General features: G+C 62.8%; 19 protein-coding genes and 1 tRNA gene. 7 read left to right on the forward strand and 13 right to left on the reverse strand.

Annotated elements, in window-relative coordinates:
* Nucleotide 1 precedes the first annotated feature (1 nt).
* Complete coding sequence (locus tag ACWELJ_RS09200; RefSeq protein ID WP_452365659.1) at nucleotides 2–466, reverse strand: MarR family winged helix-turn-helix transcriptional regulator; 465 nt, start codon at nucleotides 464–466, stop codon at nucleotides 2–4.
* Between the two features lie 97 nt (nucleotides 467–563).
* Nucleotides 564–1,112, reverse strand: coding sequence for a hypothetical protein (locus tag ACWELJ_RS09205; RefSeq protein ID WP_452365660.1), 549 nt, complete (start codon nucleotides 1,110–1,112; stop codon nucleotides 564–566).
* 399 nt (nucleotides 1,113–1,511) lie between these two features.
* On the opposite strand from ACWELJ_RS09205, the gene ACWELJ_RS09210 reads away from it, so the two are divergent.
* Nucleotides 1,512–2,504, forward strand: a complete 993-nt coding sequence (locus ACWELJ_RS09210) for an endonuclease/exonuclease/phosphatase family protein (RefSeq protein WP_452365661.1) — start codon at nucleotides 1,512–1,514, stop codon at nucleotides 2,502–2,504.
* Between the two features lie 145 nt (nucleotides 2,505–2,649).
* On the opposite strand, the gene ACWELJ_RS09215 is transcribed toward ACWELJ_RS09210, so the two are convergent.
* Entirely contained in the window at nucleotides 2,650–2,874 is a 225-nt protein-coding gene (locus ACWELJ_RS09215; RefSeq protein WP_452365662.1) for a hypothetical protein, read from the reverse strand.
* A 339-nt stretch (nucleotides 2,875–3,213) separates the two neighbouring features.
* Between ACWELJ_RS09215 and ACWELJ_RS09220 the strand changes: the two genes are divergently transcribed.
* Nucleotides 3,214–4,413, forward strand: a complete 1,200-nt coding sequence (locus ACWELJ_RS09220) for a cytochrome P450 (protein WP_452365663.1) — start codon at nucleotides 3,214–3,216, stop codon at nucleotides 4,411–4,413.
* Nucleotides 4,414–4,525: 112 nt separating this feature from the next.
* Nucleotides 4,526–4,597, forward strand: a tRNA-Val gene (locus ACWELJ_RS09225).
* A 564-nt stretch (nucleotides 4,598–5,161) separates the two neighbouring features.
* Here the strand turns inward: ACWELJ_RS09225 and ACWELJ_RS09230 are convergent.
* Genes ACWELJ_RS09230 through ACWELJ_RS09240 form a run of 3 tightly spaced genes read right to left on the reverse strand, consistent with a single transcriptional unit; the run spans nucleotide 5,162 to nucleotide 8,847 of the window.
* Nucleotides 5,162–7,135, reverse strand: a complete 1,974-nt coding sequence (locus tag ACWELJ_RS09230) for a DUF3732 domain-containing protein (protein ID WP_452365664.1) — start codon at nucleotides 7,133–7,135, stop codon at nucleotides 5,162–5,164.
* A 5-nt stretch (nucleotides 7,136–7,140) separates the two neighbouring features.
* The gene (locus ACWELJ_RS09235) at nucleotides 7,141–7,623 is read right to left on the reverse strand and encodes a three component ABC system middle component (protein WP_452365665.1); all 483 of its coding nucleotides are present in this window, start codon (nucleotides 7,621–7,623) and stop codon (nucleotides 7,141–7,143) included.
* A gap of 36 nt (nucleotides 7,624–7,659) precedes the next feature.
* The gene (locus ACWELJ_RS09240) at nucleotides 7,660–8,847 is read right to left on the reverse strand and encodes an ABC-three component system protein (protein ID WP_452365666.1); all 1,188 of its coding nucleotides are present in this window, start codon (nucleotides 8,845–8,847) and stop codon (nucleotides 7,660–7,662) included.
* 362 nt (nucleotides 8,848–9,209) lie between these two features.
* On the opposite strand from ACWELJ_RS09240, the gene ACWELJ_RS09245 reads away from it, so the two are divergent.
* Complete coding sequence (locus ACWELJ_RS09245) at nucleotides 9,210–10,853, forward strand: restriction endonuclease (protein WP_452365667.1); 1,644 nt, start codon at nucleotides 9,210–9,212, stop codon at nucleotides 10,851–10,853.
* 40 nt (nucleotides 10,854–10,893) lie between these two features.
* On the opposite strand, the gene ACWELJ_RS09250 is transcribed toward ACWELJ_RS09245, so the two are convergent.
* The 3 genes from ACWELJ_RS09250 to ACWELJ_RS09260 all read right to left on the reverse strand — a co-directional run bounded on the left by ACWELJ_RS09250 (nucleotide 10,894) and on the right by ACWELJ_RS09260 (nucleotide 16,174).
* Complete coding sequence (locus tag ACWELJ_RS09250; protein WP_452365668.1) at nucleotides 10,894–14,511, reverse strand: caspase, EACC1-associated type; 3,618 nt, start codon at nucleotides 14,509–14,511, stop codon at nucleotides 10,894–10,896.
* A complete protein-coding gene (locus ACWELJ_RS09255) occupies nucleotides 14,498–14,869 on the reverse strand; it encodes an effector-associated constant component EACC1 (RefSeq protein ID WP_452365669.1) in 372 nt (123 codons plus the stop codon). The genes ACWELJ_RS09250 and ACWELJ_RS09255 overlap by 14 nt, the downstream gene beginning before the upstream one ends.
* Nucleotides 14,870–14,974: 105 nt before the next feature.
* Nucleotides 14,975–16,174, reverse strand: coding sequence for a DNA sulfur modification protein DndB (locus tag ACWELJ_RS09260; RefSeq protein ID WP_452365670.1), 1,200 nt, complete (start codon nucleotides 16,172–16,174; stop codon nucleotides 14,975–14,977).
* A 521-nt stretch (nucleotides 16,175–16,695) separates the two neighbouring features.
* Between ACWELJ_RS09260 and ACWELJ_RS09265 the strand changes: the two genes are divergently transcribed.
* Nucleotides 16,696–17,142 (forward strand): hypothetical protein, encoded by a 447-nt coding sequence (locus tag ACWELJ_RS09265; protein ID WP_452365671.1) that lies wholly within the window; start codon nucleotides 16,696–16,698, stop codon nucleotides 17,140–17,142.
* 317 nt (nucleotides 17,143–17,459) lie between these two features.
* Here the strand turns inward: ACWELJ_RS09265 and ACWELJ_RS09270 are convergent, their stop codons facing one another.
* Nucleotides 17,460–18,344, reverse strand: coding sequence for a DUF2637 domain-containing protein (locus tag ACWELJ_RS09270; protein ID WP_452365672.1), 885 nt, complete (start codon nucleotides 18,342–18,344; stop codon nucleotides 17,460–17,462).
* Nucleotides 18,345–19,166: 822 nt separating this feature from the next.
* On the opposite strand from ACWELJ_RS09270, the gene ACWELJ_RS09275 reads away from it, so the two are divergent.
* Both ACWELJ_RS09275 and ACWELJ_RS09280 read left to right on the forward strand, forming a co-directional pair.
* Nucleotides 19,167–19,274 carry a hypothetical protein gene (locus tag ACWELJ_RS09275; protein WP_452365685.1) on the forward strand — a complete coding sequence of 36 codons (108 nt, stop codon included), beginning with the start codon at nucleotides 19,167–19,169 and terminating at the stop codon, nucleotides 19,272–19,274.
* On the forward strand, nucleotides 19,232–19,666 hold the full coding sequence (locus tag ACWELJ_RS09280) for a hypothetical protein (RefSeq protein ID WP_452365673.1): 435 nt from the start codon (nucleotides 19,232–19,234) through the stop codon (nucleotides 19,664–19,666). The genes ACWELJ_RS09275 and ACWELJ_RS09280 overlap by 43 nt, the downstream gene beginning before the upstream one ends.
* 88 nt (nucleotides 19,667–19,754) lie before the next feature.
* Here the strand turns inward: ACWELJ_RS09280 and ACWELJ_RS09285 are convergent, their stop codons facing one another.
* The 3 genes from ACWELJ_RS09285 to ACWELJ_RS09295 all read right to left on the reverse strand — a co-directional run bounded on the left by ACWELJ_RS09285 (nucleotide 19,755) and on the right by ACWELJ_RS09295 (nucleotide 21,376).
* Nucleotides 19,755–20,159, reverse strand: coding sequence for a hypothetical protein (locus tag ACWELJ_RS09285; protein WP_452365674.1), 405 nt, complete (start codon nucleotides 20,157–20,159; stop codon nucleotides 19,755–19,757).
* Nucleotides 20,160–20,309: 150 nt separating this feature from the next.
* Nucleotides 20,310–21,113, reverse strand: a complete 804-nt coding sequence (locus ACWELJ_RS09290) for a MerR family transcriptional regulator (protein WP_452365675.1) — start codon at nucleotides 21,111–21,113, stop codon at nucleotides 20,310–20,312.
* A gap of 77 nt (nucleotides 21,114–21,190) precedes the next feature.
* A complete protein-coding gene (locus ACWELJ_RS09295) occupies nucleotides 21,191–21,376 on the reverse strand; it encodes a hypothetical protein (protein ID WP_452365676.1) in 186 nt (61 codons plus the stop codon).
* Nucleotides 21,377–21,393: the final 17 nt, after the last annotated feature.

Raw genomic sequence — 21,393 nt, forward strand, 5'->3', positions numbered from 1 at the left:
GTCACCGCGGGTAGGGGTCCATATCGCGCAGTCGTTCCCGGTGGATGCGCTGCAGTTCGCCGACGCGGCCCAGGAAGCCGGCGATCAGTTCGAGTTCGTCTGGGTCGTACCGGTTCAGCATCATCTTGAAGCTCTCCTCCGCCAGCGGGCGGATGAGCTCGCGGACGCGGCGTGCGGTGAGATCGGTGGCCACCACGATCACGCGACGGCGATCGGTGGGGTGCAGTGAGCGCGCGACGTAGCCCTGCTTCTCCAGCCGGTTGAGCAGGACGGTGGCGCCGGCGGCGGTCAGGCCGAGCCGTTCGGCGAGCAGGCCCGGTGTCGTCGACTTGCCGTCACCGACGAGGACGATTTCCAGTGCGCGCCGGTCGGTCTCGTTCACGCCCAGCACTCTGATCAATTCGCGAGCCAGATCCTCGACCGTTCCGTGGTAGAACTCCAAGGCCTTTCGGAGCTCCACTGCCATCCGAGCGGGTTCGGTGGACAATACAGGGACCCCATCCGATGGGCGGAGCCTGAACCGGGCTGGCGGAAACAGCCCGGTCCAGGCGATTTTCACGGACTCAGCTGACGGTCGTGGTGGTCAGGGTCGGGGACGGGTTCGGGTAGCACGCCGTCGCGACATTGCCGATGAACCCCACCTTGGTCGTCATGGTCATGCCCGGGTTGGCGAAACTGGTCCCCGCGTACTTGCTGGTGATCGGGGTGCCCGGGCTGCCGGCCGTGACATTGATGGTCACCGCGGGCGGCGTGAAGCTGGTGCCGCCCGCGATCGGACCCGGCACGGTGAGAACGACATTCCCGCCCGAGGTGGACACGGTGCCGGCCACCGAACCGCCGGAGGCGGTGGCGGAGACCAGCGTCGAGTTCGCCGGGGTCGGGAAGGTCATCTTCAGGTTGCTGATATTGGTCACGGAGAAGCCCGAGGCCGAACTGGGGACCGTGGAGGCGCCCGGGGTGAGGGTGATGGCCACCGCCGATCCCGACGCCGCCGAGCCCGGCGCGGTGCCGGTGACCGTGGTGGTCATGCTCGAGGTCTGACCGATGCCGAAGATCGTGCCCTGGCAGCTCCAGTTCACGGTGACGGGCGCGGCATTCGCGGGCGCGGCCAAACAGAAAACAGTCGCCAGCGCGACCGGAGAAACAATACCGGCACGAAGCAGTGTAGAGGCGGTCGTTCTCATAACTAACTCCCGAAATAGTGAAGCAACAGCGCGTTCCCGGTGGGTGCGCCGCAACTCGAGGGATTTGAAATGTAACCTGTTCGCATCATCTGGCGGCTGGTATTCGGAATAACGGTTTGGTATCGATGGCCGGTCAGGGGGTGGTTCTGGCGGATCGTTAACCGCAATTAGATATTGAGAGTGGAAAGTTAATTTCATCAAGACTTCGATGGCATTCGTTAGAACTCGGCGAGTATCCGGCAACAATCCTGAATATCGGAAATAGGGGCGGTTTTCGTGGATCGGACCGGCATCGCGTAGCGTGATCGCCGAATAGGGGAGGACTGAATGGTCAACGCGCTGGGGCAGCAGCAGGCTGCCGCCGAGCCGATCGCACGCCGCCGCGGCCCGCTTCGGTGGGTATCGCCGGTGCTCGGATGGCTGCTGCTGGCCGCGGGCGTGGCCGGACTCGGACTGCACTACAACCCGCGGGTGTGGGAACCGGCCGTGCTGGCCGCCTCGTTCGCGTCGTACCTGATGGCCGGCGCGCTGGTCGCGGTCGTGGTGCTCGGACTGGCCCGGCGGTGGGTGAGCGCCGCGGTGGCCGTCCTGGTCTCGGCCGCGGCGCTGTGGTCGCACGCGCCGATGCTGTGGCCGGACGGGAGTGCCCCGCCCGGTACGGATCTGGTGATGATGCAGTCGAACCTGATGCTCGGCCACGGCTCGGCGGAGGCGGTGGTGCGGGCCGTGCGCGAGCGCGAGGTCGAGGTCCTGACCCTCGAGGAGCTGACCCCGGAACTGCTGAGCAAGCTCGACGCCGCCGGGCTGGCCGACCTGCTGCCCTACCGATTCACCGCGCCCTCCGGCGGCGGGCAGGGGACCGGCATCTTCAGCCGCTACCCCGTGCAGGACGGCGTCAAGTTCGACGGCTTCTGGCTGAACAACCTGCGCGCCACCATGATCCACCCCGGCCGAGGACCGGTGACGGTCTTCGCCCTGCACCCGATTCCGCCGCTGCTGAACTCCGGGGTGTGGGCGCACGAACTCGGCCGCATCCGGGACATCCTCGACCAGACGACCGGACAGGTCGTGGTCGGCGGCGACTTCAACTCCACCTACGATCACGTCGCCTACCGAAACCTGGTGAGCGGCCGCTACTCCGACTCCGCCGAACTCCTCGGCGTCGGCGCCCTCCCGACCTGGCCGACCGACCGCCGCTGGTTCGGACCCGTGATCGGCATCGATCGCATCCTCATCGCCGACGGACACGCCGTCGCCCTGTCCTCGCACACGATCCCGGACACCGATCATCGCGCGGTGATCGCGCGCCTGCGCCTCTGACACCGTCCTAGCGGTCCGTCGGCGACGCCCGATCCCGCGGCCGGCGCGCGGCGGTGCGTGCGGGCCGGAGGAGGCCCGGCCCATCAGGGCGGATCCACGCGAAATGGCCGGTCCGCCAGGGGGACCGGCCATTCGCGTCACCGGGTCAGTGATGCTGCAGCTTGCGCTTCATCTCCTTGTCCAGGCCCTGCATGTCCGACCGTGCCTGCTGGGCTTCCCGTTTGACGCCGGCGCCCAGGCGGTCCATGTCGCGCCGGGCGTCGTCGGCCATCTGGTCCATGTCGGATTCCATGCGCTTGGCCTGGCCCTTCATGCCCTTCTTGGCCTTGTCGGCGATCTGGCCGGGTTTTCGGCCGTGCTTGCTAGACATTCCAACCTCCGAATCGGTAGGTCTGGGGTCCGAACTGAAGGAAAAGGGACGCGTCCGCGTCCACCGAATCTCCGAGCGCTGTCGAGCGGCGTCCGCCAACCGGGCGGGAACGCCGACAGCCGGGAAATCGCAGCAATTCTCGAGACAACAATTGCGCCTCGTAGAGCCTGCTCCTGCGGCTCGGCGCTGTCAATGAATTTCGCGAAATCGCTTGCTGAGCGTGGGGTCGTCGAAACGACGCGCGCCGGGGCGGTCGCGTCGGTAAGGTTGCTCTTCCGCGTCGGGGATGTGCGATGTTCGGCGTCGGTGGAGTGTCGCGCACCGTGTGAAGTGGGTTCGATGTCAGAGCAAGTCGGTACGCGCGTGCCGATGTACACCTCCGAGTTCGCCGCCGACCCGCACCGGGTCTATCGCGAGATGCGGAAACGCTACGGGTCCTTGGTTCCGGTGGAGCTCGCGCCCGGGGTGCCCGCCACATTGGTGGTCGGATATCGCACGGCGGTAAGGATTCTCAACGATCCCGAACGATTCCCCGCCGACCCGCGGGCCTGGCAGGCAGGCGTGCCCGCGGACTGCCCGGTCCTGCCGATGATGCAGTGGCGGCCGAACGCGTTGCGCAACGCGGGCGCCGAGCACGCGCGCTACCGGCAGACCAATACCGCCGGGCTCACCGGGATCGACCACTACGGGTTGCAGGGCACCGTCGAACGGATCGCGGTGTCGCTGATCAACTCGTTCTGCGCGGCCGGATCGGCGGATCTGGTGCGCGACTACGCTTTTCCGCTCGCCTTCCGGGTGCTCAACACGCTGCTCGGCTGCCCGGTCGAGATCGCGGCCCAGGCGGCCGAGGGATTCCGCGCCATCTTCGAGGGCGTCGGCGCCGAACACGGCAACAAACTGCTCATCGACGCCCTGCTGCGGCTCACCCAGCACAAACGCGCCCACCCCGGCTACGACGTCACCACCCGCATGCTGCGCCACCCCGCCGGGCTCACCGACACCGAGATGGTGCACCAGCTGGCCACCCTCTACGGCGCGGGCATCGAGCCGCAGCAGAACCTGATCGTCAACACCCTGGTCCTGCTGCTGCTCGACGACCGGTTCGGCGGCAGCGCCCTCGGCGGCAGCCTCTCCACCCGCGACGCCCTCGACGAGGTCCTCTTCAACGACCCGCCGATGGCCAACTTCTGCATCAGCTTCCCGCCCCAGCAGGTCCTCATCGACGACACCTGGCTCCCGCCACACCAACCGGTCGTTATCTCCATGGCCGCCTGCAACACCGACCCCGCCATCCGCGGCGGCCAATTCGCCGGCAACCGCTCCCACCTCGCCTGGGGTGTCGGCCCCCACGCCTGCCCCGCCAGCTCCCTGGCCTACCTCATCGCCCAGGAAGCCGTCGACCAACTCCTCGACGCCCTCCCCGAACTCCACCTGGCCGTCCCCGCCGCCGAATTGTCCTGGCGCCCAGGCCCCTTCCACCGCGCCTTGCTCGCCCTCCCCGTCACCTTCACCCCCACCCCGCCCCTGCCCGAACGCTGAAAACCCCGCCACCCCGGCGTCGATTTGGCAAACCAGCGGGGTAACGCGCTACTGTTATCTCACTCCGGCACGGGAAACCCCGAGCCGGACAGCCGCTTCGGTGGCGTGACCCGGTTCTATAGCTCAGCGGGAGAGCACTCGCTTCACACGCGAGGGGTCGCTGGTTCGATCCCAGCTAGAACCACCTTGGAAGAAGCTGCAGGTCATTGACCTGCAGCTTCTTCTGTCTGTGGAAGCGATTCGGGCATGGTGCCGTTGACCTGCAAAAAGTCGACCAGTCGGTGTTTGAACCCAGCAGGGTGGTGCTGCCGTGCAGGGGGTGGAGTGACTATTGTGGCCAATGTCCCCGGTAGAGGGGATTTCTCATCATGGACAGAGTCATCGTCGGCCGCGGCAGCCTTGGCTTGTTCGACTGCGAGGCGATGGCAGCGCGGCTGAGCCTTCTCAGATTTGGTGGCTCACGTGGGTCGCTTTGTTACGGTGATGCGGGCGCTAAGCCTTCGCCGCGCGAGGCTTCTTCTTCGGTTGTTCCGACACGGGTTCCGCCTTCGGTTCCTTGGACACTGATGTCATGCCTCGTTCGTCCGATCCGTAGACTAAACACGTCGATATCGAATACCACCCGGGTCGAGCGAGCCTGACCGGAGGAGTGTGCCGGATGGTCGGATCGCACTGCGGCGCAGCGTGATCCGACCGACGATGTAGGGAGCTTGTCACAAGCGGCCGACGTGGCGAGGTCCGTGCCTGGCTACTCGGACGGGTCGGATAGCTCGTCGATCCATTCCTGGGGGATGAGTTGCTGTCCGTGGCGCCAGTTGTGCACGATTGATTCCTGGAACCACGGTTCGGGAAGGTTTGCGTGGTCGCACACGATGATCTGCAGCCCGGGGGCGAGTTCTTGCACGACGTCGTAGATCAGTCGAAAGAGTCTGCTGACGGCTACGCGGTCGCTGTCGGCACTGGGGGCACCGGTTTCCTGATCGACCTCGGACCGATACCACACCTGGGTTGGTTGGTCGAGCATGAGGATCCGGGGGACCGGTCGTTGTTGCCTTACGAAGTATCGATGTAGGGCCAGGTGTGCCACCAGGTGGTAACCAACCCAGTTTTCGCCGCTGCCGATCCGAAACAGTGGTGCAGGGCCTTGTTCGGTGTCGGCGACGACGGTGAGTCGATTCAGGTCCAAACGCACACTACTGCCGCTGTGTTCGAGTTCCAACCGGTTAGCCCACACAGTCATGTCCTGGCTGATGGCAACCAGACGAGAGGTGAGCTGTTCTCGTTCCTCCGCGGGGTCGAGCTCTGCCTCAAGACTGCGGACCCGCTCGACGGCGAACTCGTAGAGTTGCTGCAGACGCCCGACTTCTGCATCGGAGTCCATCGGCAAGTTCTCCAGGCTGGCATGAATGCGTCCGCGGAGGAAGTCGACTTGGGAGTCCTGAGGGAGTTGCTCTGCCGCTGATCGGCTCGCGGTGATCGCTCGGATTGCCGATTCCACGGTGCGGAGTTGGGCCCGCAGAACTGCGGCTTGTTCGTCGAGGCTGGTAAGTGCAGTGCGGCGGGCGGGGCGCACCGCGTCGATGGTGGCCAGTTGCGCGCTCAGCCCGCGGAGGCTTTGTTCCAGCTCCGCGACGCTGGGGTCGGGGTTCGCCAGTGAATTGCCACAGACGACACACGCGGTGTTCGGGGTTTCACTGGGGTCGTGGGGTTGCTGGTTATCGTTCGTGCCCAGCAGATTGAGGCTCATGAGGCGGGCGGTTTGGGTTCGCACGGCTCCGATGTAACCGGTCTCCGAAGCTTCCTGTTGGAGCAAGATCTCACGCTCGTCCGCGATCCCGCGGAGTTGTGCCCGGAGACTGTCCCGCTCCTCGTCCAACTCCGTTGTCCGTGAGGCAGTTTCGGTGTCATCGCCAGGTGAGGTCATAGCGGTGACCGCCGTACGGAGAGCGTTGATCGCGTGGTTTCGTGGTGGGCGTTCAGCGTGGTCGACCATGCCGAGCGCGTACGCTTCCCGCCACAGCGACGCCAGTGTCGCCTCGGCCAACTCGCTGGTTTCCTCGGCGCGCCTGTACCGCATCTCGACTTCACGCAGCTCACGCCGTGCGGCGTTGAGCTGCGCCCGGCGTAGGGCTTGGTCGCGGGGCACAGCACCGAGGAAATACGGGATGGTGTCCTTCAGAGTCTGCGCCATGCCTTGCTCACCCTGGCGGTGAAACAGCAGGGTTCGGTTCGCGACTTCGTTCTGCGACTGGAGGCACATCAGGATCGCGTGCCCCAGGTTAGCTTCGACGGCGCGGCGTGCGGAACCTACCGGCGGTTCGTGCAGATTCTCTTCGATACCGATCCTCCGACCGAGCTGTTCGCGAACAGCATTGGAGTCCACATCGGCGTTGAGTTCGTGGAATTCCGGCGGCTCGATACTGGTTCCGAACCGCAGCATCGCGCGCTGGGTGGAACTTCTGCCGGCTTGGGGTGCGGGCCGGGCGACGAAGGCATGACCATCGGCGATCTCGAACAGGGCCGCGTACCAGGCGACTGTCTGAGTGATTGGACCGATGGACATCTGCAGGCTGTCGCGGCCGAGGCAGTATTCGACGATGTCCAGCAGTGCGCTCTTACCGGTCTTGGACCGGCCGGTCACGATGTTGAGCGATCCCGGCTTGAACTCCAAGGTCCGTTTCGCGCCGTTGCGGTTGTAGAGGACGATCGCACGTAGCTGCACGATGTTTAGGGTGCCATGCCGAGGATCGCTAGAACAGTCGCTGGACTGCTCGTCTTGGCCAGCCAACGTCCGGCGGTATTTGCCTTGCGCAGCATCATGTCCAGTTCAGGCGGTGTCTGGGATTTGCGGGGCCGCAGCCGCTCGGCGTGGAGCCGATCTCCGTCCAAATGCAGTGCGCCGTTGGCGATGCCGAATCGGATGCCGGCTCGGACGGGTTCGACGAGCCCCAGAGCACGTTGCGGCAACCCCGCTCGCAGTACTGGGTTCCTGGAAACCCAGGTGGCCAGATGCGTTGTGGTCCGAGAGGGAAGTGCTTCGCGGGTGCCGCGGTGCAGAATCATCGGTGCCACAACAAAGGACAGGATCATCGGGAAGCCGTCGTCGGATTCGGTCCGGTGCCCGTTTGCCGCGCTCGCAATCACGGCGGCCAGCAGGGCCGGATTGAGCATCGTGGCGGCGATCGATGAATGTCGGCTCCAGGAGCTCACTGCTGGGTCCTCCGATAACTGTGCCGTGCCAGTTGCTCAAATGTGGATGTGGAGAAGGTCTTCGATGCGATTCTTGAAGTCAGCGTGCCAGCCGATCTGTCCGTCGTCGGCCAGGATGTGGCGCTGGCCGCGCGCGAAGAACGGCTCGTTGTAACGAGATCGGACAGTGATTCCGGTTTGGCTGAGGAGTCGGCGCAGCATGGCTTTGCCAGCTTCTTGCTTGTCCGACTCATCGGCATCCTCGTCGAGAGTATCCAGCATCCACTCGAATTCGCGCTCCCACTCATCTTTCAACTCGTCTTCGAACCGTTCGAGTTCCCCAGCGCCGATCAGATCCTCCTCCAGCCACCGCACCGAATGCGTGTACGCGCGGTAATAGTCCACAATCGCCTTCTGCAGGTTGCGAGGCGGATACGCGACCCATTGCATCTGTTGCACGAACGGCTGATTCTGGTATCTGTCGCGGACCTCGTTCTCGTCGACGTCGCGCAAGCCCACGAACGTCGGCAAGGTCTCGCTGGTGAATTGGTTCCGGATATCGGTGATCGATGCCTGCGCGGCACCGACGTCGATCCGGTCGATGCGCCGCTGCAGCATCGCCAGAGCCTGGCTGTCCCACCAATGCCACACCATCGCAAGGAAGAGCGCGTCCTTGCCTTGCGGAAGCGTCCACTGCAGACAAACCCGGACTGCATCGTCGACGTCCTGGGCCTGCGGCATGCCGTCGGCAACGCGTATGCGGTGGAGCAGGGTTCGACGTTCGGTTGGGGACAGAGCAAGGAACTGTCGACGGGTGCTGCGGGTGTCTTTGGCGCCCGCCTCGGAGGCGATCTCCTCAAGGGTCGACAGCGCCGAACTCTCGTTGCGTTCTGTAGCGCGCAGCGCCGCCATTGCACTGCCCTGCGCGGCTACTTGGGTAGTCACCAGGACGAGACTTGGACCGTCGGGGTCGCCAGGCGAGGCAGTGTCCATCCAGACCTGGAGGGTCTTCCAAACGTCGGTGGCGCGGTCAGTGAGCGATCGGCTCGTGCCCTGGTGGTGCTTAACCTGCAACATCTCTGTCGGAGTCCCTGCCTGATCCCAAGCGACGTCGTCGTAGAGCTCCAGGCTGATGGCCGAGTCCGGCCGTTCTGGTCCTGCCCGCAAAAGTTCGACCAACGCCCATCGAACCTGGTGCAGATAGCCGACGGCGTTGGGCGCGGCATTGTGTGAGCCCTCAGACATAGGATGAGTTTTCCATCGCCGAAATGATCACGTCCACAGAACAATCCGTGTAGCACAAGATCGTGCAGTGATCGGTATCAAACTGGGCCCGATGAGCGTCGTTGAGCCGGTGTTTGGGCGGTCGCTGCTCACCAAGATCGTCAGCATGCTCGTGAGCGATCGAACGGGACTGCCCCGAGCTCGTTTGAAGTAGCGATGTAGGACAGAGGAACCGGCGCCTGATCACGGTCTTGATGCGTGTTAGGTGTCCGACCGCGTCGCTCACTGTTCCATCGGTGCTGGCCGGCGCCCGAAAAAACTGCGTGCCTATCCAGCTTGTGGTAGATCGTTAGGACAGGGATTCATGCGGCCGGGAGGGGGCGATGATGGCTCGGCGTCGGGGTTTCTTCGCAGAGCTACAACATCAAGCTCGGTTACGAGAACAGGAACAGCGGCGTGCCGAGCTTCAACAGCATAAGGTTGCGGCCCAGACTGAGCGTGAAGAGCAGCGTGCGCTGAAGGCCGCCCAGAGGGAGTCTGCCAAGACGGCCCGAGAGGACAGGGCACGCCATGTGGAGCGACAAAAGTGGCGGGCAACCCACTTGACACAGGCCGTTCGCGAACGGGTGGATGCATTGGCGGACCTCCTCGCGGTACATGCCACCACCACTTCAATTCTCTCCCTCGATCAACTCCGACAAGAGTTCAGGCCTCGACCGTTTGTCCCCGACCGCAGCCTGATGGCTGCGACACCCGTGCCGACCTGGGAGGATTTCGCACCGCCGACGGCAACGGGCTGGAGTCGGATGTTTCCTGCGCGATACCAACAGCAAGTTGATCACGCGCAAGCAGAGTTTCGCGAGGCACTCGTGCAACATGACCATCGGGAACAGCAGCGATCGGCTGCTTGGGCTGCGGCTGCCGATCAACACGCCGCCGACGAAGCGGTACGGGCGGAAGCGATCAACCTACTGAACGCCCGCGTGGATGCGCTTGAGAATGCCGTGGAGGCTGCAGTGCCGACTGCAGTCGAGGAGTGCTTCGAGACCCTGTTGGAGTCAACGTATTTGCCCGCAGATCTGCCTGTTGACGTCGAGGTTGCCTACCAGCCCGAGCCGCAGCGATTGTTGGTCACCCGACGACTGCCAGGAACCGATGTGATCCCGGCAGAACGCGAGTTCAGGTACTCCCCGGCAAACGACGAGATCGTCGGTGTCGCCCGTGCGGTCAAGGACTTTCGGCAGCGCTACCCTAGTCTGCTCGGACAACTGGTTCTGTTGACGATGCGGGACGCATTTGCCGTTCAGCCGACGACGTTGGTCGACGAGGTGGCCGTCAATGGCGTTGTAGCGGGTAGAAATAGGGCGACTGGTCAACCCGAGGACCAATGTCTGATCAGTGTGTCAGCGTCTAGGGAGCAGTTCGAGGGACTGGTGCTCGCGGAGCTGAATCCCGTTGATTGTCTCCGTTTTTTGAACGCTATCGTGTCTCCACACCCCTGGGACCTGGAGCCGGTGCGGCCGAAGTTCGACCCAGATCTCTCGCGTTATAAGAGAGATCCATCGCGAATTGACGTGGCAGCTACTCTCGACTCGCGACCTGTGTTGTTGCAGATGACGCCGACGGAGTTCGAGCACCTTGTCCGTCAGCTGTTCGAGGCGATGGGTATGCAGTCGTGGGTGACCCAGCAGTCGAAGGATGACGGAATCGACGCTGTGGCAGTCAACTACGATCCAGTTATGGGTGGGGAGTGCATCATTCAAGCCAAGCGTTACAGCAAGGTCGTCGACATAGAGTCGGTACGGGCCCTTGCTGGGGTGATGGAGGATAAACACGCCAGTCGTGGTGTCCTGGTGACTACGTCCTGGTTCGGCCAAGCGAGCCGGGACTTTGCCGACCGGCACCGTCGAATCCAGCTCATAGATGGATCCGAGTTGAAGTATCTGATCAAGGAGCATCTGGCCAAGGACGTAGTCCCTGGAGTGGTAAAGCCTTCCCGTCGGCGAGGCTCGACCTCCGCACCGTGACAGTCGGCGATTTGGCGCGGTCGGAGATCGATTTCGGCACTCAACGCGTCATGGTTTCCAGATAAGCCTGGGTTTCCGGATCGGCAGAGTAGATGCAAACGCCTTGCATCCCGCGGGTCAGGAGCACTTTGTAAGTGTTGCGTATCAACTCATCGAAACGTGCATTGGAGGCTCTGTGGACTGCAGGATCGTGTGAAAATTCATGCTGCGCAACCCAATTGTCGCCGCGGCGGACATAGTCGCGTCCGAAAATAACTCCCGCCCAGTCGTATTCGAAGCCTTGCGCCGTGTATACGGAACCCACTTGCCCGAATCCGCGATCGTCGGAGGCCCAGTAGTATGAGTCGGGGGCATCGGGTACTCGCTTGTCAGGCTTGGCAGTCCAGGGGCGTTCCCATTCCCCGATCTTCACGTCGTTCACCAGCATCTTCGTGCCACCCTGCGGGCTGACGGGGTCACTCCATGGCCAACAGTAGCCAGCAGTGATTCGCGCTGTGCCGCCATGATTCTCGCGTTGGCGTCGGAGCCAGGCTTCCAGTTCCCAAGGCGATGCCGCAGTACTGACTTGGATATCGGTGTGGTTGCCGAGCAGACTCCACTGGGCCGGCGGATGATTGCTGATTCCCAGTAACTGCCGGATCCACGTATCGAATACGTCCCAGCCACCATATCTGAACTGCCCATCGAGCTGAATGATCTCCAGGGCGCAACCTGCAGCCGAAGTGGCCTCGGCTATCTCATCGAGGGATCCGATCTCGCCGGGCCGAACCGCCTGATTCTCATCGAGCAAGAATACGGGGACCCAGGCTACGCTTATGAGTTCATCGATCTGACGTCTCGCCCTTGCGCGACTCGCTGAAGCGGTAAAGCGGGTTACGCTCGATTCACGAATTCGATGCGCCTCATCGCAAAGTAGAACATCCAGTTCTCGTGGTTCAGAGTTAGTATAGCTGTTGAAGTACTTGAACAGCGATTGCACGCGTGCATTTCGGCTCCCCACAACCTTTCGCATTGTCCTTGTGAAAGCGCTTGAACCGGTCGCATGGTGAACGCGTCGTCCTTGTCGAGCAAGCTCGCCCAGCAAGCTCAGCGCAATCACACTTTTTCCCGTGCCGGGACCGCCACTCACAACCACGACCGTCTGCTGGTGTTGAGCCATAGCTCGATGAAGTGCGTGAAGGACGACATCGTGTGCGACCCGTTGCTCGTCAAGGAGAACATACTGCTCTCGATCCTGAACCTCCCTGGCCGCAACTGTCAGTAGGGATTTAGTCGGTGCGAACTCGAGCTCCCGGAAATGGTTCGCAGCCTGTTGATTCTGTTCCCGATCACATTCATGGTCCAGCAAGGATCGAAGGGTTCGGATCATTTCGCTTTGTTCGTCGAGGGCGAAGGTTCGACTGAACACGTTCGAATCACCGTGCAGTTCGAAATGTCTAATATCGGCGGAGCGAGCGTTATGGATATGTGCGATGCCATTGACCTCCATGGGGTATCGCACCGCTGAAGGCATGAAATCTACAAGATATCGACAATATGCATCAACTCGAGCGGCGGGATGTAGTTCTAGTTGGCTGCGGCCGGCAATCGAAATGAGATTGCCTGCAACGGTCTCCGCTCTGGACCACGGCTCCAGTTCGATCAATACATAGCTCCATGTGCGCTTGTCCGGATGTACCCCGCAAAGAACTACATCAACGCGCTTCGGGCTCCTGGGAAGCTTGTGCTCGACCAATACCTCGACTTCGCTGAGTCCGGCTTCGATCAGGATCGAGAGTAGTGGCGTCAGCTTGCTGATCTCAGAGCCGTTGCGGATCAGGTCAAGATCTGCCACCACTGCGGATATGGCCTGCTCTCGACTCTGTTGATCGAGGAAATCAGCCAACCGATACATGGGTTCGTCGGCATCCATCGGCGACACCTTGTGATGCGGACTCGGCCGAGGGCGCACCAACGAGAGAAGCCCGGCGATTCCCTTACAGCGGACCGTGGCGTAGTCGAGTCCACGCTCCAACCAGTCGTCGGAGAGTGCGTTCCATTCGGTATCGCTGAAGAATGCGGGAGCCGCAGCAGCGAGGAACGAACGCGTGAAGGTCAAACCTCGGCTCCGGCGGCGAGCTTCGATGGCGGCTTCGACCAGTGCGCGGGCTTCGGGCGGTGCATACTGGTATCGGCTGATCAACTCCGGTACTCCTGCGAGGTATTGTGCTACCTTGCCGTCCGGAGCGCCTTTCGCCGCCGCAGCAAGACGAGGATCTTGGGTCGCGACGATCAGATCGTTGAGTGATTCTCGATCGCGGTCGAGAAATGCTGCCGGGACACTTATGTCGTTGCCGGACAGTAGTGCTCGTGCATGGAAGTATCGGTCCGGACCGGATACGGGTCGTGTGGTTAGCCGCGTCCAGTGCTCGGGCCAGAGGGTACCGAGAATCAGCACCGGCGATCGCGATGTCGTGCTTAAGATCGAGCGCACTTGCGCGGCGATGCGCTCGCCTGTTCCATCGGCAGAGTCTAGGTAGTACTGCATTTCGTTGAGCCACACGATGGTTCGAGGACCTAGGCTGGCCAATTCGGTGAGAGTGGCTTCGGCGTTGGTCGGTCCGAGTGGGTGCCAGAGCTTCCATCCACCCTCCTGGCGAAGGGGCTCCAATGCTTCCCAGCATGCGCGAGTCTTCCCCGTCGAGGACTCGGCTACCAGAACCGCCAACGCACTGTTGCCACGCAAAGCGGCTCGCGTGGCATCATCCAGCTTCGAGTCGTGGGCCCGTCGAACATACGGAGGGAGTGGCGGCATTGCGGTGGCCTGACCGTCGATCTGAATCGGCCGATGAACCTCCAACGCGAACGGATCTCTGATCTGGGACAGATCGATTCCGATACCGAGCTCCTCGAAGGAATTTGGTTGCGCTGGAGTCGTTTCGCCGGTCCACGCAGTATTGGGGGCCAAGCAGAGCTCGGCGGCGGTTCCTCGTTGAAGGGCCTTGGGCTTCGGCAGGTTGGCAGCTGGTAGGCGCTCTCGAAGTTCGCGATACAAGACCGACAAGCTGAGATAGCGTTCGGCTGAGGGAACTCCGGCAGTTAGGACATCGAGCAGCATTGCGGTGAACGCGGTACGACCGCCGCCGTTCTGTGCAACGGCGAACTTTGTCTTTTCATCGGTCGCTGTGAGTACGAATGCCCCATCGATGTCGGTCGCCGCACGCAGAAGATCATCGTTGGTAGCGAGAATCTCTCGGCCAAAGGCCTTTCCGCTGTGACAGCAGTCCAGGATGACGACGACCGGGCCCCGCGCTGCCTGCTTGATGCGAGACCGAAGTGCTGAGTAGCGGAGCGTCGTGATGTCCGCATCTTCCGCGCGCGACCGCGCATGCGTCAGATGGAGCTCGTTGTCGACGGCCACCCCGTGGCCAACGAAGTAGACCAACAGCAGATCGGTGGCGTCACGTGCCGCAGCGGTAACCCTCGCCGCTATGGTCCGCTCATCCGGTGGATCGAGTACCACATCGACATTGCGAAGACCCGTTGTGGCCTTGAGGAACTCGGCGAAGTCGAGAAGGCTAAGCTTGATCTCCTCGAAGGATGTGAAGCCGGAATCAGGTTCATAGTTCGCGGTGCCGATCAGTACTGCGCGGGAAGCATCTGGATCAGGAAGCCTCATCGAGCTCCTCGCGAATCGCTTCGATGGCCTTCTGGACCTGGGCAGCCTCAATCGCTTGGCTGCCCGTCGCGTCTATGTTGACGGTGGTCCCGTCCGCCCGGGTGATCTTCAACCGGAGTTTCGATCGGTGCATCTGCAGCCAAGCCACGATGCATGTCGAGAGCGCGCCCACAACGCCGGTGCGTCGATGATTATCCGAACGAGGTCCTCGGCACCGAGCGTTCCGGCCGCGGGCGCGCCGCGATTCATTTCTTTGGGCGTAGCCCGGAGTTTCATCGTCTTCGACCAAGACATCGAACAGTGAGTGGAGCGCTGCGACATCGTCTTCAGCGCCGTCGACAGTCACCGTCAGGTGCACGGACCGATCCTTCCCCCCATTGAGGCACTCCGACGAGTCTGCCATAGTGCTGCGGCTGACGAAACAGGCTCTGACCCTTATGAATTGGACGAGCCGGGCGAAGTATCAACTGTTTTGGATCTCAGGACGTCCATGTCGGATCCAGTTGAACCTTGGTGAAGTTGGATCTCCCAACGCAGCCGTTGTCTTAGAGCCGTTGTCCTTGATACCTCCCGCGAGCGAGAAGGACCCGGTCGAGGTGAGTTTCCCCGCAGTCCCTTCCCAGTACCGTGGGTCGCGCTGCCAATGGACGTCGACCAATAGCTGGATGAACTCATCAAGTGTCAGGGACTGTTGTGGATCCTTGTGCCAAGAAGTGGTTCTGTGCGCCACCGCACCAAGAGCTGAGAGGACGGCGGGCGATGCGATCACGGTAGCCGAACGGTTGGCGAAGGCACCTGCGAAGGCAGTCAGAAGCCGCGTGAGAGTCTCCTCGATCTCCAGTCGTGCACCTTCCGGTGTGCACCCCTCGGGGAGCCCCGGGATAGGGCCGCTGGTCTTGTCGAATCCAGACTTGCCGAAGATCATCGTAACTACGAAGGCTCGAAGGGTGGAGAGTGTCATCCACTCGGGGTCGTTCGTGCCTAGCTGACGTTGACGTACGGAGACAAGGTCTTTCAGGCTGCTCAATGTGGATTCGGTTTGGATCTTGATCTCATCGAGCAATGTCAAGGTGATTTGGGTTGCAATGTTCGCGGAGTCCGACGCGAGCGCGACTGTCTTATTGGGGGTCACTCCGAGAATGTTTCGATCATGGAAGATCTGGCGGGCCGCCACAAGCTCGATGCCGTGGTAAATCTCGACTCCTACTAGCCGCGAGTTGACCAGATCGCCCACGATTCCGAAGCTGTCGGGGTCCTCGCGGAGCAGGAAGTGTGCCAGGTGCTGAGTTTCGGCGTCGACGAGAACGCCGCTCATGTCCCATGGCAGATGAGCGATGCTGTCCGAACCGAATGTGGTTTGCAGATAGGAGATCTCAAGCGGCCGACGGACCCACAGCGCAAAGGGTGGGGTGGCCCAACGGTCATCACGGTCCCCTCTCAGTACCTCCGCCAGGTACTGAGCGTACGACTTGGCGTTCTCGGCCTTCTTGGTTGATTTGATGGACCGTTGGACTTCGTTGCGGGTTTCAGCCTGGTCTCGTTCAGCGGGTGAGAGATAGCGGAGTCCCTTGGGGTTCTCGGCCTTGCGAGGATCGGGAACGATGCGCGCCAGTTGTCCCCAGGGCACGGTTGTCAGCAGCCGATTGGTGCTGAGCTCCAGCACTCGAACGGGGTCGCCAAGTCCTCGGTTGATCTCAGCCGCGAATCTCGTACTTTGGTTAGTCACCAAGCATCCCTGTCGCCTAGGTCCACGGGGAGCGCGTCTGCCCCAATGGGTTACGTATGTCAGCAGGATAGCCAAGCAGGGCGCACGTGTGCTCAGTTTCCTACGAAATTGGACGGAGGATGGCTTCGAGTATGATTTGCTCTGCCGAGAAGCACTTTTCGTGACGGCACACTGCAAGACGTGATACCCGCAGTAACTGCGGGGACCCCCGCAGATCGAGAAGAGTGCCCAATCTGACAGTTTGTAGCTGCAGTTGGTTGCAGGCTTGGCGCTGTCGGAGGCAGATCTGGTCACACAGCCTCGCCAGGTGCCCAACCTGTGCTGAAAGTACCTCGCTCCCCGCAGGTTTCAGATACCGTCTCCAGGGCCACATAGACAGCTTCAATCATGGAGTTTGGTATGACGAGGTGGGAAATCCTGGCGGTTCGGCAACAGGTTGATCGTGTAGGGAGGGTGCGGTGAGCCTCGTTGGGCAGCTGGGTGTCGGCGTTGTCCTTGCTCTCGTGCCGGTCGTCGCAGGAGGAATCTGGCGCGCGAGGGAGGGCTGGCTGGAACAGCGCCGGGTCGAACGCGGCGAGGATACCGAGGACTCATGGGTGTTCCTCGCCCGACTTACGGCTCTTGTTGGCGAGATTCCGCTCGACACCGTTGAGTTACGGCGAATGACGAGCCGTGCGAGGGAGATCGAGGACACTGCGCCTCAAGCGATCCGGTCAACTCTTCGGCACGTGATTGATCGCCTCGACAAGTATGTCAGCGCCTGGGATACCCCCGCAGTCTTGTCTCCACGACTCGAGACAGCTCGTCAGAATGCCACTCGTGACCTCGTCAAAGCTATCGGGGGCGCTGTCGATGACGTGAAAGCCTTCCGGCGGACGGGCATGGTCCCCTCCTTCAATGCGTAGCCGAGGCTGTCGGATCGGCTCCGGACAGAACCTGGTTGATGGCGTCGACGAGGAGGCTGCGCACCAACCTGCTGTGGCGTGACCTACCCGAACAAGTTCAGCCACAGGCAGACAGTGTGGAACCGCAATAACCGCTGCGCAGCGGACTGCGCCTGGATCGGGTACTGACGGCGTTGGTCGCGTCGGTCGACACTTCCGTCACCTGGGCTGGGTGGTGTCGATCGACTCGACGATCGTGTGGGTCTATCAATATGCACCGTTGCTCCGACCAGGTCCCGGGTCGGAGACCCCGACAGCGACTGCTTCTCTCGAACCGTTCAGCTGTACGTCGCGTGCGGCTTTGTCTCCAAAGTTGCGGCGTCGCTAATGATCCTGCTGATGGTGGATCGACTGCGTCGGATCTCGTGGGAGATCTGGGTGGGGGTCTGGCCTTGGTCGAAGTGTTTCGACAGGACGATGGCGACCTCTGCGGGGTCGCGGCGGCGGGCGGGGTCTCGGTCACAGATCGCCGCGGCGACCTCCGCCCAGCCGCCGACTCGTGGACAACTGCCGTGGGGTGCGTATGGAACTTCGGACGTGGCGATCCTGCGGTCGAGCTCGCTACCTGGGCGCGTGCGGACTACGTTGGCGTCCGCGCCATTATGCGATTCTGGGATCGACAGCGTGCCCGGTGCGGACGCGGTGTGCAGAGCGGACGTTGTGCGTGTCGGTGGTTGCGGTGAACGGGCGAGGGCGAGTATCGCCACGGTGGCCTGTGTCATGGATCCTTCGATGATCAGTGGCCACAGCCATGCCTGTGTGGCCGGGATACCGGTTGTTCCGGCGAGGTCACGTAATGCGGTGAACGACAGGCTGAATGCGGCGACCGCGATCAGCACGGTCATTAGGATTGCGAGTGTGTGGATCAGGCGGGTGTGGGCGTGCGCACGCAGCAGGATCGTGACGGCGTGGACGGCGGCGAGCAATTCGATCGGCGGCACGATGGCGACAGCGGCGGCCAGCAAGGGGAGTGCCTGTGCGCGCAGGGCGGCATGGATGGCGTTGCCGGTGATGCTGATGGCCGCCGCTGTGGCGAGTTCACACCAAAAGTAGACGTGCGCACGCGAGCTCGTTTGCGCGCCACCGCCCGGACTGCTTGTCGCGGTGTGGTCGGAGGCGGACAGTTGCGTTGGACTGTCCTTGAAATCGGCGTGGATGGGCATGTGAGGTCCTCGGACGTGGTCGAATGGCGATGATCCAGCTGCAGGTGATTGCCGATCAATTGCTGCGGCGAGAAACCTGATTCAGGGCTTGGCGTGTCGACACGCCGGGGCAGTGAGTGCGTTAACGCGGTCTTCGGTGGCGGCCGCCTGGTGCGCGCATGGGTGTGCCGCGTTCACAGAGTGCATCGCGGATGGTGCTGGCGGGGAATCCGGTGAGGCGGCTGCAGCCGGCGAGCGAGTGGCCGGCAAGGTAGAGCCGTTCGACATTGTCGATGTCCTCCGCAGGTATCGACTTAAAACGCTTCGGGATCCCACGGCTGTTCAGCAGCGTGAGGACTGCGGTCTTGGAGATGCCAAAGCGTGACGCGAGCCGGGCGGTGGAGGTGCCTGTGCGGTAGGCGTTGATGAGCTCTTCGACCGTTGCCGGGCTGAGGCGCCGCTCGATTCTGCGCGGCTGATGCCGACGGACCGCGCGAGGCTGCTGATGTCGGCGGGGGCGCGCCGAGCGCAGTCCGGTGCCGATCTTGGCCCGAGTAGACTTGAGTTTCTCCAGGTCAGCGCGTTTTGAATAACGCCCAGCTAGGTCCACCTCGAGAAGCCGCAGGTCATGGACCTGCGGCTTCTCGCTGTCTGCGATCGGATGTCGGCGACCTCAACCCAATGAGCGAGTGGCGAATCAGGCATGGCGCGTGGGATCGATGAATCGGTCTTCGGGGAGAGATGCCGGTAGTAAGTTGCTCGAATATGGCTGAGCAGCCGAAGAATCCACACGATGCCTACTTCCGGCATGTCATGTCGGAGGCGACCGCCGCGGCGGGCGAGATGCGGACAGTGCTACCGGAAGCTGTTGCGGCGCACCTAGATTGGGATGGCATGGAGCTGCAGTCGTGCAGTTTCGTGCCGATGGCAAAGTGTTATTCGTATCGCTGAAGATCGGGCCCGGCAATGCCCGGTTGGGGCATGATCTGTTGCCGCTCGAGGGTGAGTTGCGTGTGTTGATCGAGGATTACCCGGGCGAGTTCGACCAGGTGATGGCGTATCTTTGGAGTGTCGGCAAGACCGATGTCGCTGGCTTTGCACCGTTGATCGACCGGCTCGGTCCGCGAGCGAAGGAGATCATGATGACGACCGCTGAACAGTTCCGCACCGAAGGACGTACCGAAGGGCGGGCGGAGGCTTTGCTCGACCAGTTGGTGGTCAAGTTCGGGGCGGTACCCGATCGGATCGTCGGTACGGTGCGTGGGGCAGAGTCGGCGCGGTTGCGCGTATGGGGTGCGCGGGTGCTCACCGCCGATACGCTCGACGAGGTATTCGATGAGTAAGCGTCGCTGGTGCGATCCCAGCTAGAACCACTCCAAACGGCCGGGTCTCCCGGCATCTGTGAGACCCACCCCGTTTTCGTACGCGCACTCACTCGTCGAACCCGAACACGTAGGCGTCGACGTATCGGACAGCCTCCTCCGGTGGTATCGCCTCTCCCGTGTCCGCATCGATACAGCTCGCCTCCAACATCTGTTGTCCGGACAGCGGATAGGCGACTCCCGTGTCGAGGTACCAGCCGCGTACTTCCTTGATGGGGATGGGCGTGCCGTTGGCGAGGGTGTGGCTGATCTCCGGAGTGAAGGTTCGCAGGATCAGACTGCTCTCTTCGCCCCGTTCGAGGATGCGCAGCACCTCGTTGGCCACGGCGGGGTGCTCGATGTAGCAGCTCCCGTCATCGCGCTGGTCGATGGCGGTCGACGAGCCATTCGCCTTTGTCAGTAGATGTCGGGAGTGCCCGGCAGATCGAACCAGCGTGGTCAGGAAATCCGTCATCGGCTGTCCTCCTTCGCGATCGCGTGCCCAGATCGTTGATGGCATTGCTGGGCCCAACGAAGTCATTCGTGGCGCGGACCTATGCGGATGCGACTCCTCTCGGAGAAGCTGGAAGCGGTGGGGGAGTTCGTCGTCTGAATGGCGCACCCGTCAACGCGTGATGGGCGGGTCGAGACAGTCGAGTGCGTCGGTGAGACCGGTAAGCCGCCGAGGCGATCCGGGCAACAGGACGGTGTCCCAGCCGGGACCTCCGACACAGATCTGCGCGCTCGCGGCGGCGCAGGCGCGCACCGCCGAGGTCAGCGCCGTGGCCTCCTGCTGAGACCACAGCACGACCGTGGCATGGCCGGGAATGCGGGCGAGTGTGTCCACGAGCGCGAACGTCGGCACGTCCGGACCCAGCATGCGCGCGCTCACCCCGCGTTCGGCCAGGGCCGCGCGCAGCACTTCCAATGGCAGCGAATGGCTTTCGCCGCTGGTGCACGCGAGGACGAGAGGTGCACGGCGGGCGGCCGGTGCGGCGGCGGTGCGGTGCAGGGCCGTGATGAGGCTCCACGACAGGGCGTGCTCGACATCGACGCACCCCTCGCCGTCGAGCTGGCGATCGACGATGGCGGCGAACGCGGGGCGGCACAGTCGATCCCAGGTCTCGACCACACCGTGGGCGCGCAGATGCTGTTCGAGCAGGTCGCACAGGGCACCGGACTCCAGCGTGAAGGCGGTGTCGAGCAGGGCCGCCACATCGGCGAACGCCGGTGCGGGCCCGCGCGCGACGGCCGCGGCGTGCGCCGGGGTGGAACCGGCGTCGATGAGCTCGAGCATTCTGGTGAGCACGGCGATATCGGCCTCGTCGTAGAGCCGATGCCGCCCGGGCCGGTCCTGGCGGGGTCCGATCCCGTAACGCCGGTTCCAGCTGCGCAGGGTCGCGGTCGGGATGCCGAGCCGTTCGGCCACTGCGCCCACCGGAAAACCGATCGGTTCGGTCGCAGTCGTCGGGCGGTCTCGCATGAGGCGATTGTGCCCGGTCGTCGTCACCGGGACCCTGCGGCCCCGGTCGTGTCGAGTTCGACGGCGAAATCGCGCAGCGCGGAGATGATCCGGAGCATGACGCGGCGGGTGGTTCGGCATCCGGTCCGGGTGGTGGCACCGGTGCCGGCCGTGCCGGCGCTGTGCGCGAGCGGGTTGCTGGTGACGAGGGGTATGCATCGAATATGCATCGAATATTGCTAGGATG

The sequence above is a fragment of the Nocardia sp. NPDC004582 genome, from assembly GCF_053602115.1.

Coding starts and splice junctions, on each gene's coding strand:
- ACWELJ_RS09200 (WP_452365659.1), bottom strand. CDS start 466: ATGGCAGTGGAGCTCCGAAAGGCCTTGGAGTTCTACCACGGAACGGTC.
- ACWELJ_RS09210 (WP_452365661.1), top strand. CDS start 1,512: ATGGTCAACGCGCTGGGGCAGCAGCAGGCTGCCGCCGAGCCGATCGCA.
- ACWELJ_RS09215 (WP_452365662.1), bottom strand. CDS start 2,874: ATGTCTAGCAAGCACGGCCGAAAACCCGGCCAGATCGCCGACAAGGCC.
- ACWELJ_RS09220 (WP_452365663.1), top strand. CDS start 3,214: ATGTCAGAGCAAGTCGGTACGCGCGTGCCGATGTACACCTCCGAGTTC.
- ACWELJ_RS09240 (WP_452365666.1), bottom strand. CDS start 8,847: ATGTCTGAGGGCTCACACAATGCCGCGCCCAACGCCGTCGGCTATCTG.
- ACWELJ_RS09245 (WP_452365667.1), top strand. CDS start 9,210: ATGATGGCTCGGCGTCGGGGTTTCTTCGCAGAGCTACAACATCAAGCT.
- ACWELJ_RS09250 (WP_452365668.1), bottom strand. CDS start 14,511: ATGAGGCTTCCTGATCCAGATGCTTCCCGCGCAGTACTGATCGGCACC.
- ACWELJ_RS09270 (WP_452365672.1), bottom strand. CDS start 18,344: ATGCCCATCCACGCCGATTTCAAGGACAGTCCAACGCAACTGTCCGCC.
- ACWELJ_RS09275 (WP_452365685.1), top strand. CDS start 19,167: ATGCGGACAGTGCTACCGGAAGCTGTTGCGGCGCACCTAGATTGGGAT.
- ACWELJ_RS09285 (WP_452365674.1), bottom strand. CDS start 20,159: ATGACGGATTTCCTGACCACGCTGGTTCGATCTGCCGGGCACTCCCGA.
- ACWELJ_RS09295 (WP_452365676.1), bottom strand. CDS start 21,376: ATGCATATTCGATGCATACCCCTCGTCACCAGCAACCCGCTCGCGCAC.